Origin of the sequence: Neolewinella aurantiaca, assembly GCF_008014675.1 — a bacterium.
Classification (GTDB): domain Bacteria; phylum Bacteroidota; class Bacteroidia; order Chitinophagales; family Saprospiraceae; genus Neolewinella; species Neolewinella aurantiaca.
On sequence record NZ_VOXD01000005.1, the window covers coordinates 137,721 to 154,420 of the forward strand.

The 16,700-nt window shown below is 54.0% G+C and carries 11 protein-coding genes; 2 read left to right on the top strand and 9 right to left on the bottom strand.

Annotation, left to right across the window (positions count from 1 at the left end):
- Positions 1–392 precede the first annotated feature (392 nt).
- The 7 genes from FUA23_RS04970 to FUA23_RS05000 form a co-directional block, all read right to left on the bottom strand.
- Positions 393–2,039, bottom strand: a complete 1,647-nt coding sequence (locus FUA23_RS04970) for a M56 family metallopeptidase (RefSeq protein ID WP_147929621.1) — start codon at positions 2,037–2,039, stop codon at positions 393–395.
- 46 nt (positions 2,040–2,085) lie between these two features.
- Positions 2,086–4,050, bottom strand: coding sequence for a M56 family metallopeptidase (locus tag FUA23_RS04975; protein ID WP_147929622.1), 1,965 nt, complete (start codon positions 4,048–4,050; stop codon positions 2,086–2,088).
- 105 nt (positions 4,051–4,155) lie between these two features.
- Entirely contained in the window at positions 4,156–4,515 is a 360-nt protein-coding gene (locus FUA23_RS04980; protein ID WP_147929623.1) for a BlaI/MecI/CopY family transcriptional regulator, read from the bottom strand.
- A gap of 183 nt (positions 4,516–4,698) precedes the next feature.
- Positions 4,699–5,862, bottom strand: a complete 1,164-nt coding sequence (locus FUA23_RS04985) for a carboxypeptidase-like regulatory domain-containing protein (protein ID WP_147929624.1) — start codon at positions 5,860–5,862, stop codon at positions 4,699–4,701.
- A 12-nt stretch (positions 5,863–5,874) separates the two neighbouring features.
- On the bottom strand, positions 5,875–6,606 hold the full coding sequence (locus tag FUA23_RS04990; RefSeq protein ID WP_147929625.1) for a hypothetical protein: 732 nt from the start codon (positions 6,604–6,606) through the stop codon (positions 5,875–5,877).
- A 70-nt stretch (positions 6,607–6,676) separates the two neighbouring features.
- Entirely contained in the window at positions 6,677–6,934 is a 258-nt protein-coding gene (locus FUA23_RS04995) for a hypothetical protein (RefSeq protein ID WP_147929626.1), read from the bottom strand.
- 185 nt (positions 6,935–7,119) lie between these two features.
- Positions 7,120–10,233, bottom strand: a complete 3,114-nt coding sequence (locus FUA23_RS05000; protein ID WP_147929627.1) for a WD40/YVTN/BNR-like repeat-containing protein — start codon at positions 10,231–10,233, stop codon at positions 7,120–7,122.
- A 375-nt stretch (positions 10,234–10,608) separates the two neighbouring features.
- Here FUA23_RS05000 and tnpA point away from each other — a divergent pair, with 375 nt between their 5' ends.
- Both tnpA and FUA23_RS05010 read left to right on the top strand, forming a co-directional pair.
- A complete protein-coding gene (tnpA, locus tag FUA23_RS05005) occupies positions 10,609–11,115 on the top strand; it encodes an IS200/IS605 family transposase (protein ID WP_147929628.1) in 507 nt (168 codons plus the stop codon).
- A gap of 619 nt (positions 11,116–11,734) precedes the next feature.
- A complete protein-coding gene (locus FUA23_RS05010; protein ID WP_147929629.1) occupies positions 11,735–13,285 on the top strand; it encodes a cryptochrome/photolyase family protein in 1,551 nt (516 codons plus the stop codon).
- Between the two features lie 27 nt (positions 13,286–13,312).
- Here the strand turns inward: FUA23_RS05010 and FUA23_RS05015 are convergent, their stop codons facing one another.
- Positions 13,313–16,114 (bottom strand): MSEP-CTERM sorting domain-containing protein, encoded by a 2,802-nt coding sequence (locus tag FUA23_RS05015; protein WP_147929630.1) that lies wholly within the window; start codon positions 16,112–16,114, stop codon positions 13,313–13,315.
- Positions 16,115–16,158: 44 nt separating this feature from the next.
- Positions 16,159–16,656, bottom strand: coding sequence for an exosortase K (xrtK, locus tag FUA23_RS05020; protein ID WP_147929631.1), 498 nt, complete (start codon positions 16,654–16,656; stop codon positions 16,159–16,161).
- Between the last annotated feature and the right edge of the window lie 44 nt (positions 16,657–16,700).

The window sequence follows — 16,700 nt, forward strand, 5'->3', positions numbered from 1 at the left end:
GCGCGGGGAGGACCGAGAAGTGTAGTGCTTGCAGACAATTAATTCGCAATAAGTTTTGCCCTTGCCCACAGTGTGGGCTTGCTCCCTTCTCCTTCGGAGAAGGGCTGGGGATGAGGTTACGAGCGGTAGCGAGCAAAGCTGTTCAGCCACCCCCATAACTTCACATCCACAGACGGAATACCTTAGCACTACACCCCTCGTTACGATAGACGCCCCTCCGGGTCTGAGGGCTAACGGTTTGCCAGCATCAACACCACGTTATCATGGTTACTCGCTGAGCGGGCGGCTGGCACGGGGCCCGAGGGGTTACAGCGGACCTCCGGCCCGCACTACACCCCTCGTTACGGCAGACGACCCTCCGGGTCTGGGTGGGGATTATGGATATTCTCCCTTTACACGGGGTCCAGGCGGAACACTACAAATATCTCCGAAGCTCCTACTCGTTTGGCAACGGTAAATACATGCCTTGATTCATCCGCCCTTTCGATAAAGGTTTCTTGGTTGATCTCTTCGCTTCCGTAGAAATACGACTTATTGACAACGATGTTTTTGTTTACTCCAGCTTGATTAGCTCCGTCTATCGCCCCCCTTATGGATGAGTTGTTGGAGATACTGTAGGTACTCGTGCTAACATTAAAGCCAACCTTAGTTTCTGGAGTTAGCCCCAATTGGCAATTAACTTCTTCGCTACGTGGCAAACTCGTCAAATTGTTTGCGCTGTAAAGTCCCTTATCTTCAGCAAAAACAGGTATCCACTCGCCATTGATATTGAGGAATATGTCCTCGTCCGGAGCTTCGTCGGGTACGGGTGCCGGACGAAAAATGGCGCTTCCAGTACCTCCGTTTGCGCTTTTAACGAATTGGAAATGGCGTGGTTGAAGTGAGAAATAATCGTTGGTGAGCGCAACGCCACTAACATGGCTCGTCGATGAAGTGGGAGCAAAAGTGTACGTCCCCTCCGGCTCGCTGCAACTCTGGTAAACCAGCAGGTCCTTATCGAAGTAGTCTTTGAGGTAGGGGCGTATTTTGGCGACTTCTGCGGGGGTGGGCAGGCGCTTGAAGTAGAGATTCAGCTCCATCGCTTCGTTCTTCGACCAGGTACCGCTGAGTGATTCTCCTTCCATGTTCTCTACCCCGTCACCTTTCACACAGGCGAAAGCGAGGAAACCAAGGAAAACGATGGCCGCAACGGCTGATAATGACCTGACGACACTTCCCGGACTAAAGCCCATCATTCTTATCCGTTGCTTCAGGCCTTTTGCGGCAAATTGAGGCAGTAAGCTTGTTTTGAAGTCGGTCCCCTGCTGGTGAGCGACGAGGCTGAGTTGGTAAGCTCGCCGGTTGTAGCCCGCCCGGAGGACGGCCGCATCGGCCAGGTATTCCAGGTTGAGTTGTACCTGATCACGCAGCCACCATGCCAGCGGATGAAACCAAAAGATAGCCCGCAGAGATTCGGCAAGCAGCGCATCCGCAGTATGCAATTGTTCGGCGTGGGCACGCTCGTGGGCGATGATCACCGGGGCATCAACCGAATCATAGACCGCCTGGCTCAGGTAAACGGTCCGGCCAAAAGTGAAAGCCTCTCCCCTACCCGCCAGGATGCGGATATCTACTTCGCCCGTAGACTGGCTTTTGCGCCGGATGCGTCGCAACCGGATCAGACCAAAAACGATTTTCCCGAGAAACAGTAAAGCCCCCAGCAGGTAAGCAATGGTTATCAGCTGAACCGGACTGAAACCGGACGCTGCACCTGCGGCCGCGCCCGAAAACTCCTCCGCAGGAACATTCGTAGCAACCGTTGCATCCACCGCAATTTCGTAGGTGACCCAGCCCTCTACCACCTGCTCCGGCGACGCGCCTGAAGACAACACCGCAGGAAACGAGGGGGCAGGTAACAGCGGCAATACAACCGCTCCTAAAATGCCCAACAGTAACACCCGTCGGCGCAGCGCTAACGGTGGAGATTGCAGCAAAAACACGTAGTAGCCAGCGGCGAATACGAAGAGGAGGACGGAAGACGTGAATAAGTAAGTCATCATTAAGGGGGGGGGTATTTTAGGGTTTTAGGTGTTATTTCACTCTAATTTATTCAACTGTTGTTACGAACCAACTCAGTTCGTCAATGGCCTGAACGATGATGTCGCCGTTGGGGTTATTCCTATCATAACCAACCTGTACATCGGCATATTCGAATTTCCGGTCGAGGACCTCCGCTGCAGTGCTCAGCTCGTCGTTCAGGTAGTAAAGAATTTTTCTTCCTTCCGGCAGGTGCATGCGCTCAAACCACGCCCGGCTGCTTCCCGTATAGCCGTAGCGTACGTTGCGGGTTTGCCCCCACTGATTCCCGGACATACCGAGCAGACAATTCATCCGTTCATTGGCCGGTAGAAGGGCCGGACCACTTGCGGCTTCCACCTCAGCCCAGGTTGCGAAGTAACTTTGGCTCCAGGTCGGAACCGGGCGGTCGTTGATTTTCACCATGATGGGATCAACTTCATTGGAACTCCCATACGTGTTCACCTGCCCTTCAGGGTAATCACGAAGTGTCCTCCGTTCTCCGTTGATAAAAACGGCGATTTCTTCGTCGGCAATATCCTCGCGGTAATCGTCTAATCTAACAAGCCGGTCTGCGCTACGCTCATCCAACTCCTTTGAATAGGCATTAGCTGAATCACTGCTCATAAACATTCTTCCGTGCCGGCCAAATGGGTCTTCTTCGTCCAAGACTGTAGTTTTCACCATTGGTCTGAAATAGCCCGCCGATACGTGCGGAGCACCATCTGTACCGCCCAGATCGTGCGGCTCCAGTTTGAACACGTTCTGGTACTCCATCAGGTCACCTTCCTTCAGGTAAAATGGCATTCTCGCCTCGAGGTTCAGCCAGTGGCTCAGCTGCAGGACGAACTCGCCCTCTTCCGCATCACAGGGGTGGTAGAGGCTAAAACGGGTATTATCGAGCGCGCCCAACATTTGACGAATCTGAGCAAACTCGTAAGGCGTTGGCAGCCGACGAAAATAGAGCTCGAAGGATTCAATCCCGGACCTGTTCCGCTGCAAAAAAGACTCTTGCACGTCCTCCATCGACGGAGCAGCGAAAGTTGTTTCCCGGGGCAAAACGGTTGAGATGTCAGGCGGAGACGATTTCCCATTCACCACCACCATTGCTACGCCCAACCAGAAAGTCAGCGCTACGGCGGCCAGAATCCCGATCACCCGGTACTCCGGCAGGCCGGTCATTCGGGTAATACGACTCTTGAGGCTGGGCTCAGAGAAAGGCAACGCCAGCGCAAGGCCCTGAGCGGCAACGCTCTGCCGTACAAGGGCCAGTTGGTAATTTCTCCGGTCAGCACCCTGTTTTACCACGGCCTTATCGACCAGGTATTCCAGATTGGCCCGCATTTTGGTGCGTAGCCACCAGGCTACCGGATGGAACCAGAACAGACAAAGGAAGACCTCGGCCAGCATGATGTCTACCGAATGCAGCTGCCGCGCATGAACGCGCTCGTGCGTGAGGATGTGGTCAAAATCCGGATCATCGGGGACGTCCTGGCTGAAGTAAACCGAGCGACCAAAAGTGAAGGCCTGACCGGGCGACGCACCGGGGTGCAGCAAACGGTACCCGGCACGATGTTTGAGGCGCGAACGCAGGTGCAGGGAAAGTAGAAAGAGCATACGCCCGCTCAGCAACACCAGCATCAGGCCTACCCCGCCGAAGTACACCAGGGAACTGGTTTGTGCTTTGTGAATCGGCTTTTCGGTCAGAGCCTGAGCTTCAACCGGCTCAATCTCTGCCGTTGTCCGCTCCACTACCGGAGCGATAACTTCTGACGGAGAGGAGCGCAACTCAACGTATTCGATCGTTCCCTGCAGGCTCTGCGTAATTGCCGGGGCGGGACTCTCGAACGAAACGAAGGGCAGCGCACAAACGGCCACCATTACTGCTACCAGCAAAAAACGGTTCAGCGCGTAACGCTCGGAGTATTTGAGCAGCGCAGCGTAGGCTGGCCACAGCAAAAGAAGGAAAACGGAGGCGATTAATAAGGTAGACATACGGGTTTATTTAAATAGAGAATCAGGTGTTTAATACCGGTTGGGAAGGTTATGCCACGCGCCAACTGAAGCCTGAGGAACCGGAACCTCAAAGCTTCCGGGCGGTTACTCCTGTTCGTCGATCATCCGGAGGATGTCTTCCAGGTCCTCGCGGCTGAGTTTTTTATTCTTAGCAAAATGTGAGACCAGAGCCTTGTGGCTATCGTCGAAGAAATCAGACACGACACGCTTAAGGTCTTTGCCGAAAAACTGCTCCTTCGGGATAGCGGGATAGTAACGGTGCGTTGAGCCAAAATCCTCAATGGCTACGTAGCCCTTGTCTTTCAGGTTGCGGACGACCGTACTCACGGTGGTATAGGCCGGTTTCTTACCGGGCATGGCTTCTATAATCTCTTTTACAAATGCCTTCTCCAGTTTAAACAGGATGCGAAGGACTTCTTCTTCTTTGCGGGTTAAGGGTTCCATACTAGCAAAGCTACGCCTAAAAAATTAGTCGCACAACTATTTTTTTAGTTACACAACTACTTTCCTAGAAACTTCGCATTCAAAACTCACGCAAATAACAGATTTACAGCAACTTAACTCAATTACATTCATCGGCATTAAATTTTGCGCAAGCAAGCCGGAGTGTTAAACCTGAACAAGCTCTTAGTCAGCTTGCAATACGAAATCGGCTGGCAACGCCCAGGCGAGGCTGCGGGCTCCGATGTTGCCGGTAAAGATGAGGTGAGTATCGCCGAATATCCCGCCATCGAGGAGAGCGCACTTATTGGCCTGTACGATCATACGTGACTGAACGGGCTGGGCTCTTTTCCATTTTGCTCTTGGCAGCGGACGCGACCTACTGTCAGCATAATACAGTATGGCAAACTCCCGATCTTTGAGGCCAACGAGGTAACTTATTCCATCCTTTCCCTTTATGAGAAATTTAGAGAGATCCGCTTCGGCAATTACCTCCTGTCCGTTGGCTTGGTTTCTGCTCACTGAATAAGCCTGAAAGCCGTTCTCTTCCAGTTTCCCGGCCATTAAAGCCCGGGCGAAGTGCATGCCTGAACCATAGTACGCCCGGTTGCGGTTACGGATGTGCCGGCTGGTAATGGGGTTGTCTTCCTGAAAATAGAAAGTACCGAGGTAAGAAGTATAGCGGGTTTCATAATCGGATACGAAGCTGTTGAGGTCCATCCGGAGCGTGTAGCCCAGGTGGGGCAAACTGACCTTCATTATGCCTTGGCTTTTGGCCTTCAGATTGTCCGGGTTGGGGTAAGAATACTCACTGCCATCGAGGCTCCACTTTGCGTCGGAGCGGTTTTTCTTCAGCAGGCGCTTACGGATTAATTCGCTTCTCACCCGGACGGTTTTGTAGGTATAGTCCCGGTCAAAAACCAGCACTTCATCGTTCAGGATGGTGGCGCCTTCGGCCCACTCATCGGTCCCCAGCAGCAGCCGGGTGAACTCCGCGAGGGTTTCCTCGCGCAGGTTCTTCTCCGTTACTTCCACACCGGAGATGACTGCATCGCGGGGGCTGAGCAGAAGATCGCCCAGCGGGCCGGGCTTCGTCAATTCCAGGTATTTAGTTTCGTACGAGAGGTGACTTACCACCAGAGTTGCGGGCAGGCGCACACCCTTCAGGACGAAAGCCCCTTCGTCGTTGGTCGTTTCCCCGATGCTGGTACCGTCCAGATAGACCGTTGCGAAAGGAACGGGTTCTTTGGTGACCATGTCCAGTATCCGTCCCGTCAGGTTATTTTGGGCGCGGACGCAGGTGCACAATAAAAGACAAAGAGCAATGACGTTGACGTATCGTTTTGGCATCGGGGCTGGTGGTTAAAAGCCGGGGAAGTTGGGGCGAAATGTTCCGTAGCAAGGTAAAGGACCGTAGTCAGCAATTAAGGTAGTGATATACTTGTCTTTGTAAAAAATCACTTTAGCGAAGTAAGTATCGGCTGCATTTCCCCCGTAGATATAGATGTAGATTCCGTCTCCTTCGGTATACACCTCAATTGGTTGCAGCCAACCAGCTGATTGACACATATTGGGGTTGTATAAATTAGAGAACGCGCCGCCGGGGATAGTTAATGCTCTCCCCCCAATCGTGATGGTTACTCGACTCAGGCGTTGTGGCAAGTACTCACGGCTCCAGTATTCAGCGCCATAGGGAATCATACTGTCGATGGAAAGAACGGTAGACTTGCTCCTCCGTACAATGGTGTGCTGGTTCGTATCCAACCGGGAAGTCTCAAACGATAATGTAATCGGGCGTCCGTCATCGAGGCGGTCTTCCACTTCTACCAGATTGTTCAGGCAGTTTGTGACCTTCAGCTTTCGCATCAGAGCCCGATCAGTGAGGTACTTCTTATAAGTGGTATCCGGCAGGATTCGATTGATCACGTAATCCAGGAAAGTTGGCTCGCCGTAATCACAACCATCCGGGTAGTTGTCCCCGTATTTCGAAGCGAGCGATGTCAGGTGATCCGGTTGAGGACTGGGTTGACTACAACTATCCGCAGAAAAGCAGAAGACTAACGCCAGTATATACATACGTGATAATGTGAGCATAGCAAAACGGATCATGAGAGCGGAGACTTTGACTGCAACCGCGTTTTGCACCTGCGGCTGCGCCAGAAAATCACAAAAACAGGTAGACCGTATAACCGATTGCGGCGCAAGCAGCCAGCGGGAAGGTGACGATCGTCAGCCACCCAAAAACGACCATCGAGCTGAGGGTCTCCCCCCACTCTACTCCGTTTCTGACGCAAGGGTCGGTGCCTGCCTCATTGATGTTGCAGCCCAGCAAGTTACCGAGCAGGAACCCGAGCATCGCAACGAGGGCCGGGCCGGCACCGATCAGGAAAAGGACAGCATAAATAATGATGGTGGTGTACATCCGGTAGTTTTGCTTTTCGCTAAGGCAAAGAAAGATCGGGTAACAGGTTAAGGGCAATCTCCCCGCAAATAAAAAGCATTCAACGTTCAACGTTCTAACCGCCATTACTAAGGTGGTAAAAACGTTGATCGTTGAATGCGCTCAGGCTTATAAGAATCTACGTCGGCAGGCCGACTGACTAAGCTCTATTTCAGTGCGTCCTTCTCCTTGGTCGGCAAAGAAATCACCTTGACGCCCTGCTCAAGAATCATGCGGTTATACTCGGGTACTTTGTCGGCCAGTACGGAGCGGTACTTAGCCAGTTCGTCATCGATTTTACCTTCGAGCTCTTTTTTCACTTCGTAGGCAGCAGCAGTTGGTTTGTAGGTACCGATGCCGGTGAGGGAATTGAGGTGCGCCAGCTTGTTCGTCAGGCGGATTGGATAATTGAGGGGATCCTGGCGAGACTGGTTCTTGGTTTGGTAGAGTGCCTCTTCCACTTCGGTGAGAGACTTAATGATCTCTTTGCCGTAGTTTTTCAGTTCGTCGCTGGCGTCTTCCGGCAAGCGGCCCTGAAAAACTTTAATCTGATCACGTACGTTGCGCAGATCGATGATTGCCTGGTGTGCTTCGGATGTTTTGTCCTGAATTTCCTTCATGAACTGAAACTGAGCCGCCATATCTTCCTGACTCGCTGTGACGCGAGGGTCCGCTTTGATCATGAACTCGCGGGTCTGGACCTCATCTCCTCTCTTCATGCTCACCGTGTACTTACCGGGCATTGCCATTGGGCCTCCGGCCCCTGCCCACCAGAGAATCATCCCTGGCACTTCGACGCCATCGGGATAGCGGAGGTTCCAGTTTAATACCTGACCACCGGCTTCGATCTCCAGCTTCGACTGCTTGTCTTTGCTATCGGTAGACCAACTGCGGATGTCTTCGCCGTCTTTACTTACCGTCAGGGTAAAGGGCATCGAGTCTTTGGCAGCAGCTTCGCTAACGTACACATGAAAATTGACACCGCCGGGATGGTTCTTCCCTGCAGTACGGCTTTCGCGGGAGCTTCCGCCCATCCGCCAGGCATCAACCGGATCGTAGAGGTAAAAATCTGTTCCGGCAGCAACGTCCTTCACTTGCTTGAGCACGGTCAGGTCGTCGAGGATCCAGAAACTGCGCCCCTGAGTTGCGAGAATCAGGTTATCGTCTTTGATTGCAATATCGGTGATGGGGACCATAGGGACATTGAGCTGGAAAGGCTTCCAGTTTTTGCCTGCATCCATACTTACGTAGAGGCCAGACTCTGTACCGGCAAAAAGGATATTCGGGGCACCGGGGTACTGACGCACCACACGGGTGAAATGATCACGCGGGATGCCGTTGTCGATTCGGGTCCAGGTCTTACCGTAGTTTGCGGTATGGTAGAGGTAAGGTGTGTAATCACCTAATTTGTAAGCAGTACCGGCCAGGAATGCTCCGCCATTGGCCCGCTGGTCGATCTCAACGGAGTTCCACATGATGTGCTTGGGCGCATCTTTGGGCGTGACGTTTTTCCAGGTGCGTTCGGCATCGTCGTTAGCAGACCGCGTCATGTGTACCAGGCCATCGTCCGATGCTGCCCAGATCAGCCCCGGTTCGAGGTTCGATTCTGCAGCGGCGAAGATGGTTGCGTAGTATTCCACACCGGTGTTATCCTTAGTGATAGGGCCTCCGGAGGAGACCAGCTTGTCGGCTTCGCTACGGGTCAGGTCCGGACTGATGATTTCCCAGGTTTCGCCCTCGTCGGTGCTGCGGTGTACGTGCTGGCTGGTGGTGTAGAGAACGTTCTGATCGTTGGGGCTGAAGAAGATGGGGAAGTTCCACTGAAAGCGGTACTTCATGCCTTCGGCACCATAGCCCATCGGGTTATCGGGCCAAACGTTGATGGCTCGTACCTGATTATTTTCGTGGTCGTAGCGGGTAAGGAATCCGCCGTAGCTACCGCCGTAAACAATGTCGGGGTTCTTAGGGTCGGGCGCGATGTGGGCAGATTCTCCGCCGGCGGTACTTTCCCAGTCGGATTCGCCGATGGTCCCACCGTCGGTGCGGTGCGCAATGCGCACGGTCGAGTTGTCTTGTTGAGCGCCGTAGATGCGGTAGGGAAAAGCATTGTCGGTTACCACCCGGTAGAACTGAGAGGTTGGTTGATTGTGGTAGGTACTCCAGTTTTCGCCACGGTCGAAACTTACCTGGGCGCCACCGTCGTCGGCGATGATCATTCGCTCGGGGTCTTCGGGAGCGATCCAGAGGTCGTGGTGATCGCCGTGCGGGGCATTGTTGGATTCGAACTTACGTCCGCCATCGGTACTGTGGTGGTAGCTTACGTTGACGACATAGACGCCGTCGATATCCTGCGGGTCGGCGTAGATGCGGGTGTAGTACCAGGCACGCTGGCGCAGCGCGCGACTGTTTGAGCGGGCCTGCCAGGTATCGCCACCGTCGTTGCTGACGTAGATACCGCCTTTGTCGTTTTCGATCAGGGCGTAAATCCGGTTACCATCTACCGGGCTGACCGCCACGGCGTTGATTCCCCACAGGCCGGACGGCAGCCCTTTATTGCCTGAAATGTCAGTCCATGTATCCCCGGCATCGGTACTCCGCCAGAGGGCGGAGCCTTCGCCGCCGCTTTCCAGGCTGTAGGGAGTACGGCGGATTTTCCAGGTCGAAGCGAACATAACCCGTGGGTTAGAAGGGTCTACGGAAAGGTCTACTGCACCTGCGCCCGCGCCGGCAAAAAGAACTCTTTTCCAGTTCTTACCGCCGTCGGTAGACTTGTAGACTCCTCGTTCTTCGGTGTCCTTGAACAGGTCGCCCATGACTGCGGCATAGACGATGTTGGGGTCGTTTTTGTCGATCCGGATACGGGAGATATGGCGGCTGTCTTTGAGACCCATTTGTTCCCAGTTCTTACCTCCGTCGATTGTTTTCCAGACGCCGTAGCCGTAGCTGACGTTGCCGCGGACCGTTTTTTCGCCACCACCGACGTAGATGATGTTCGGATTGCTCTCGTGGACGGCCACCGCACCGATGCTGCCACCGAAGGCTCCGTCGGAAATATTGGTCCAGGTCTGGCCCCCGTCTTTTGTTTTCCAGACTCCGCCGCCGGAACTACCAAAGAAGTAGAGGTTAGGCTTGCCGGGCACCCCGGTTACCGTGCTGCTGCGGCCGCCGCGAAACGGGCCGATGTTACGAAATTCGAGTGAGGAATAAAGGTCTTCGTCCTGCGCTTGCAGGTCGAAAGAAAGGCAGCAAAGTGCCAAAAAGACGAGTGTCAATAATCTCATGATATGTGGTTTGGGGTGGAAAGATAATTATTTAACTCCTTTGTCTCCTGCAAAGTCCGGCGAGGACGCGGGTGCAAAGTCCGTTTTAGCTACGCATCAGGGCCGGAGGCCCGTCTCCCGTAACGAGGGGCTTCAGCCCGGCGAACCAGAACCATGTTAACCCCCAAGGTCCGGAGGCCCGTCTCCCCGTAGAATAAAACCAGCATTCCAGTCCATCGAAAAACATGCGCACATCTAGCCATTTCGATGGGGTGAACCCCATCGCCACGGAAGACGGACCTCCGGCCCTCATAAAAATGTTGGAAACAACATTATAAATTATTTGTGTCTTAATTAAGTAAATCCTAACATTGTCACACAAACCCTATACGCACAATGCCACAATCATTCGACAGAATTATAATTCATACCATCTTCAGTACGAAGTACCGGCAGCCACTAATTAACGAAAGTATCGAGCCCGAGCTCCACAAAGTCATTTGCTCGGAATACGCCAAATACGATTGTAAAGTTCTGGCAATTGGTGGAACTGAAGACCATGTCCACATCGTCCATACACTACCCCGAACGATCGCAATCAGCAAAATTTTAAACGCCGTTAAATCTGTTTCGAGTGGGTGGATCAGGACCAAAGGTCCCGATTATGAGTGGTTTGGCTGGCAGGACGGTTACGGCGTTTTTTCTGCGGATTATCGCAACCTGGATGCATTACTCGACTACGTCCGTAACCAAAGGAAGGCTCACGCGAAAAAGGCTGCAAATTTGTCCTTCCGCACAGAGTACACCAAAATATTGAAAAAATTCGGATTCCTCGACATCAATCCCACTCATCAATTCCCTACTCCACCTAAAGGTTGGGGAAAGGGTCGGCGAATAGCCTGATCCCAAGGGCCGGAGGCCCGTCTCCCATAGCGATGGGCTTCAGCCCGGCGAACCCGCAAGACCGGTAGGGCCGGAGGCCCGCCTCCCGTAACGAGGGGCTTCAGCCCGGCGAACCAGTAAGACCGTTAGGGCCGGAGGCCCGTCTCCCGTAACGAGGGGCTTCAGCCCGTCGAACCCGCAAGACCGGTAGGGCCGGAGGCCCGTCTCCCGTAACGATGGGCTTCAGCCCGTCGAACCCGCAAGACCGGTAGGGCCGGAGGCCCGTCTCCCGTAACGATGGGCTTCAGCCCGTCGAACCCGCAAGACCGGTAGGGCCGGAGGCCCGTCTCCCGTAACGAGGGGCTTCAGCCCGGCGCCCCCGCAAGACCGGTAGGGCCGGAGGCCCGTCTCCCGTAACGAGGGGCTTCAGCCCGGCGAACCCAGCAAGACAGGTAGTGCAGGAGGCCCGTCTCTCGTAACGAGGGGCTTCAGCCCGTCGAATCAGAACGAGGCCCGCCTCCCCGTAACGATGGGCTTCAGCCCATCGAATCAAACCCAAGTCAACCCATAGCAAGAGCTTCAGCCCGTCGAATCAAAAACCACCTCCCCGAAATCCCGTTAGACGATAAAACAGCTCGCAATGCCCTCCCCAACTTTGTCCCTGATCCTTGGCGACCAGCTCAATTCCAACCACCCATGGTTCAATTCAACCGATAAAAATACAACCTACGCCATCTACGAAACGTGGTCGGAGGCGACCTACACCCGTCATCATATTCAGAAAGTATGCGCATTTTTCCTGGCCATGCGAACCTTCGCCGATGAACTGCGGGCTGCTGGCCACAACGTGATTTACCGTACCCTCGATGAAAGCAGGGAACTGCAACTCGAATCCATCGCCGATAACCTTTTGTACGACGCAAATGAGCTAAGCGCCGGTACCATTCGCTATCAGCTTCCCGATGAGTACCGCCTCGACGAAGAGCTAAAATCATTATCTGAAAACTTCGAAGGAGTAATTGAAGCAACAGACACCCATCATTTCCTTAGCGGCCGCAACGATGTTGCAGATCTGTTTGCCGGTAAGAAGACCTACTTAATGGAGACCTTTTACCGGAGCATGCGCAAACGCCATAACGTGATGATGGAAGCCAACGGTGAAGACCCGCTGACCGGCCAATGGAATTACGACCACGATAACCGGGGCAGCCTTCCTAAAAGCATTACTTTCCCCGAAGCATCCACCTTCCCGAAAGACGTATCCTCCATCGTGAAAATGCTGGAACGCAACGGCATCAACACCATGGGGCGAATAAAGAAAAACGTACTCTCTTACCCTACTTCACGATCCGAATGCCTGGAGGCACTCACCGATTTTGTCCAAAACCGTCTTCCTCTCTTCGGCACCTACCAGGATGCGATGACCGTCCGTCATCCGCTGTTGTACCACGCCAACCTGAGTTTTGCGATGAACGTGAAGATGATCTCCCCCAGGGAAGTGATCGATGCCGCCGTTTCCGAATGGCAGCGCCGCCCGGAAGAGATCGAGATCAATCAGGTGGAAGGTTTCGTCCGCCAAATCCTTGGTTGGCGGGAGTATATGCGCGGCGTCTACTGGGCCAAAATGCCACAGTTTGCCCTTACCAACGATCTCGATCATCAAGCTGAACTCCCGTCCTGGTACTGGACGGGTGATACTAAAATGAACTGCCTCGGCCACGCCGTCAACCAGAGCCTCGACCTCGCCTACGCTCACCACATCCAGCGCCTGATGGTAACCGGCAACTTCGCCCTAATCCTCGGCGTCCACCCGGACGAGGTAGACGCCTGGTACCTTGGCGTTTACATCGATGCGATTGAATGGGTCGAAATCACCAACACCCGGGGTATGAGCCAACGGGCCGACGGTGGATTAGTTGCAACCAAACCGTACTGTAGTTCGGCCAACTACGTCAACAAGATGAGCGATTACTGTAAGGGATGCCACTATAAGTACAAGGAAAAAACCGGCGATAAAGCCTGCCCTTTCAACAGTCTCTACTGGGATTTCCTGGACCGCCACCGCGATAAGTTCGCCAACAACTTCCGGATGGCCTTCATGTATAAGACCTGGGACAAAAAGAGCGGCGAAGACAAAGCCGCCATTCTGGAACGGGCCGCCTGGGTGAAGGCACATGCCGATGAGTTATAGTACGCACAAATCAACGGAACATGTCTGTTACAATTGGCGTCGGACCACCGCGATAAAAAACACGAGCAAACCCAGCGCCCAGATCCACCATGGCTCACTCATTCTTCGCACGGGGTCGGTCTCTTCCAGATCGAGAGCGGGGTCGGCGTCGAGGGTTTCGGCCTGTTTGCGGCGGAGCGCTTCCTTCTGGGCTTCGTTTTCAACGACGAGAAAAGCCGTGGTCGGCATGAGAATATGCTGTTGGAAACTGCCCCGTACTTCGGTCAGCCAAGGGTGGTATCCGGTTTGCCCGCTTTGCTGGTGGGCGAGGTATTGCCGGCGAAGGGCTACGGCGGCGGACCAGCTTTTGTCGTTCGGGCCGTTTGGGTCAGTAGTAGTTTCGGCACCGGGTAGGATTGCCCCCTGGCCATCGACGGTGTAGTAGCCAGCAGGCCCCTTGTGCACTGCAACCGGTGCTGGGAGGCTGGCGACCTTCCCGACAGTGTCTCCGGGATTTCGACTGAGGCTATGGTGGTATAATTCATTGTCGGTATCCAGGAAATAGAAGTCGTCGCCCTCGGGATAAGCGGCGGACCAGGCTGAAAAGTCTCCGGTGAAAACCGGATATGAATTCTCGTTTCGGACAACCACGATCTGGTAATCGGTATCTCCCGGAGCCTCCAGTTCGGCGGAGAGGATATTTTCGATGGCGCGCTGGGCGAAGAAACCACCGGGCTCAGTACTTCCGAGTTGTGCTTCCCAACTGGCTGAAAAGTCATGATTCTGAGGCAAAGTGCCGGCAAGGGTCAGGCGCGGACGCGGGGAGCCAGGTGGGAGTTTTGAGGCAAAGTCGCGGATGCGGGAGATCATTGCAGCTTCGGTCTCCGGGCTTCGCCGCGAAGCATCGACCACGAAGTGCACCCCAACCTTTCTTTGCACCTGCGGCAGCGCCCCTTTCTGCTCCTTTGTCAGGTAAACCTGCTCTCCGGAAGTGTTCGTCACCGGACCGGAAACAGGGTATTCATTCTCAACGCCGAGTTGCAATTCCTCCCCGTCGAACGCAAGCGTAAGCGGCTCGCGGTGCAGAAATCGGATGCCCGTGCGCCGGGTCTCTCCCGCCCGAAACGGAAAGACTTTGAATTCGATCTCGTTGGCCGTCACGTAGCGCAACAGGCCGGGATCGCGGTTGCCCCGCACGATGTTGTTGTATACCCAGGTCGCCGCCTTACGCTCAGCCAGGATGCCGTGCTCCTTCACGCCCTCGACGTAGAGATAATAGTCATCGATGAAAACACCTTCGAGCAGGGTAAACACGGTCTGATATTCACCCCTGCCAAGGGTGCCATCCGCCTGTGTAAGGTTCAGGTTCACCCAGCTGCTCCAGGCCTCTCGTTTGGGGTCCCAGGCAGATTCCACGGTGGCTCCGGTCAGGCTTACCTGGTCATTATCTCTGAAAACCGGATCCGTAGCATACCGTTTACCTTCACCCGTAAACACCTGTCGCAGGGTACTGAGCTTCTCATCGGAGAGTGTCAGATTATCCAGCACAAGCCAACGGTAATAGCTACTCAAATAGGGCGTACCGGTGGCAAATCCGAAATCGTTACGCCTCCCTTTGTGTTCGTCGATGGCAGCGATGGCGCGCTCAAGACCGTTGACGTTCAGAGCGTCCATATTCGCCTGTGCCGGCGCATAGACGTAGTCCAACGCACTGTCCAGCGCCGCTTTATCTTCCGTGTACCGGAGGGTAATGAAGAGCGGTATCATCAAAAAAGAAATGACTCCGGTGGCAATCAGAAATTTGGGATCGAACTTCCCTTTCAGGTACCGAAAATCATCCCGGATAGCGGTAAGCTGAACGGGCAACAACATCAGTGGGGTGAGCATCAAAAAGCCCACCCCAACCAGCAAGATCGCCCCGATCGAAAGCGGCAAATACGGAAGGAAGACCACGAAAAAATACACGATGTACGCAAGCAAAACACTGCGCCCCAGGAAGAGGAACAGACGGTATAATTTGTTTTCGTAGGCAGGCAAGCATAACAGGATGCCGTTCATCAACGCCATGGTATAAAAAGCCGGATGGCTGAAGTCACCAAAAACCGCATCCCCGGCGTGCCGTAATTCTCCGGGCCGCCAGTGTCCGTTGTTAATGACAAGCCCGAGCAACGGAAATACAATAGCCAGCGGAATGAGCCAGGCAAGGCGGTACCCCTCAATCAGGTGATCCCGGCTCAAGGCCAACAGGTAGACACCCCTGACCAGAAAAAACAAAAAGACTACCGTAGACGCCACAATGGCAATCACGAAAAAGTATTCGAAGAACCTACCAGATATTCTGCCGAGCAAGGGGACCAATAGCGCTCCAAAAGCGTAAATCGCCAACGGGATACCAAGCGCGCCGGCAAAGTTGGGCCAGATCTTTCGCTCCTCGGGCTCAGGAGTGGCGTAGTGGACAGCGGTAAGCAAACCATAGCCCATGGCGGGCATGGTGAAGGTGAACAGGTACAGCAATAAATCGTCTCCCGCAAGCCAGTTTGGGATGCGCCAGGGCGTGAGGTCGTCCATTGACCAGGCTCCGTAAAAGGTATACAGTGCCGTCGCGATGAACAGCCCCGTCACCAGTGTTACCGGCACCCGTTGCTTCTTGCGCATCAACCAGACTCCCGCCCCCGTAACACTAACCATCAGCAACGCCGTTGCGTAGGCAAACATCAGCCAGTCGCCTTTTTCATCAACCTCTAACAAAGATTCAATTAAGGAGTACTGCCGCCACGCCAGCCAGGAAAAAACCAGTAGAGGAAGCGTATTGACGATAAAGAGCCAGCGGGGATTGGTTAGGAAATTCATGGTTCGTTGGTGCTTTGGTGCTTTAGTTTGTTGGTGCTTTGACTTTAGGCGTTACTCAGGCTGGTACTCTCGGCAGACTTCAACCAATATGTAAGTAGCCCTCCTGCAATGACCAGTACTGATAAGTAGACGAACGCTCCCTGTCCTTCGTGCCAGGCGGTGTCTTTTATACCGAGTGGAGCGGGGCCCAGAGTAAGGATCGTCAGGATCCGGGAGGTGTTGGCGAGTATGGTCAGCGGCCAGGCAGCAATTAGAGCTACCGGAATGGTCCACCAGGCTGTGAAGCGCCGCAGTAGCAGGTAAGCCAACAACAGAAAACCGATGAGCAAAAAGTTGAATCCGGCACAAGATGCATCGATGATGAAATGCGGGCCGGCGTGGAGGTACCCCTCTCCTGCCCTCCAGTTGCCAGTACTGCCTGTTGCTAAGCCGACCAGAGTGTCCGTCGGTGCCAGCAGAAAGCGTAGTGCTTCGGCATCCGCGCTGCGGTGCCACCATTTCCCGAGGCAAAAGATCAGAAGTACAGAGAGATATTGCAGCATTAGTCGTATGATCTGGGTTAGTTTTCTTTTCGTAAAGATAGCTC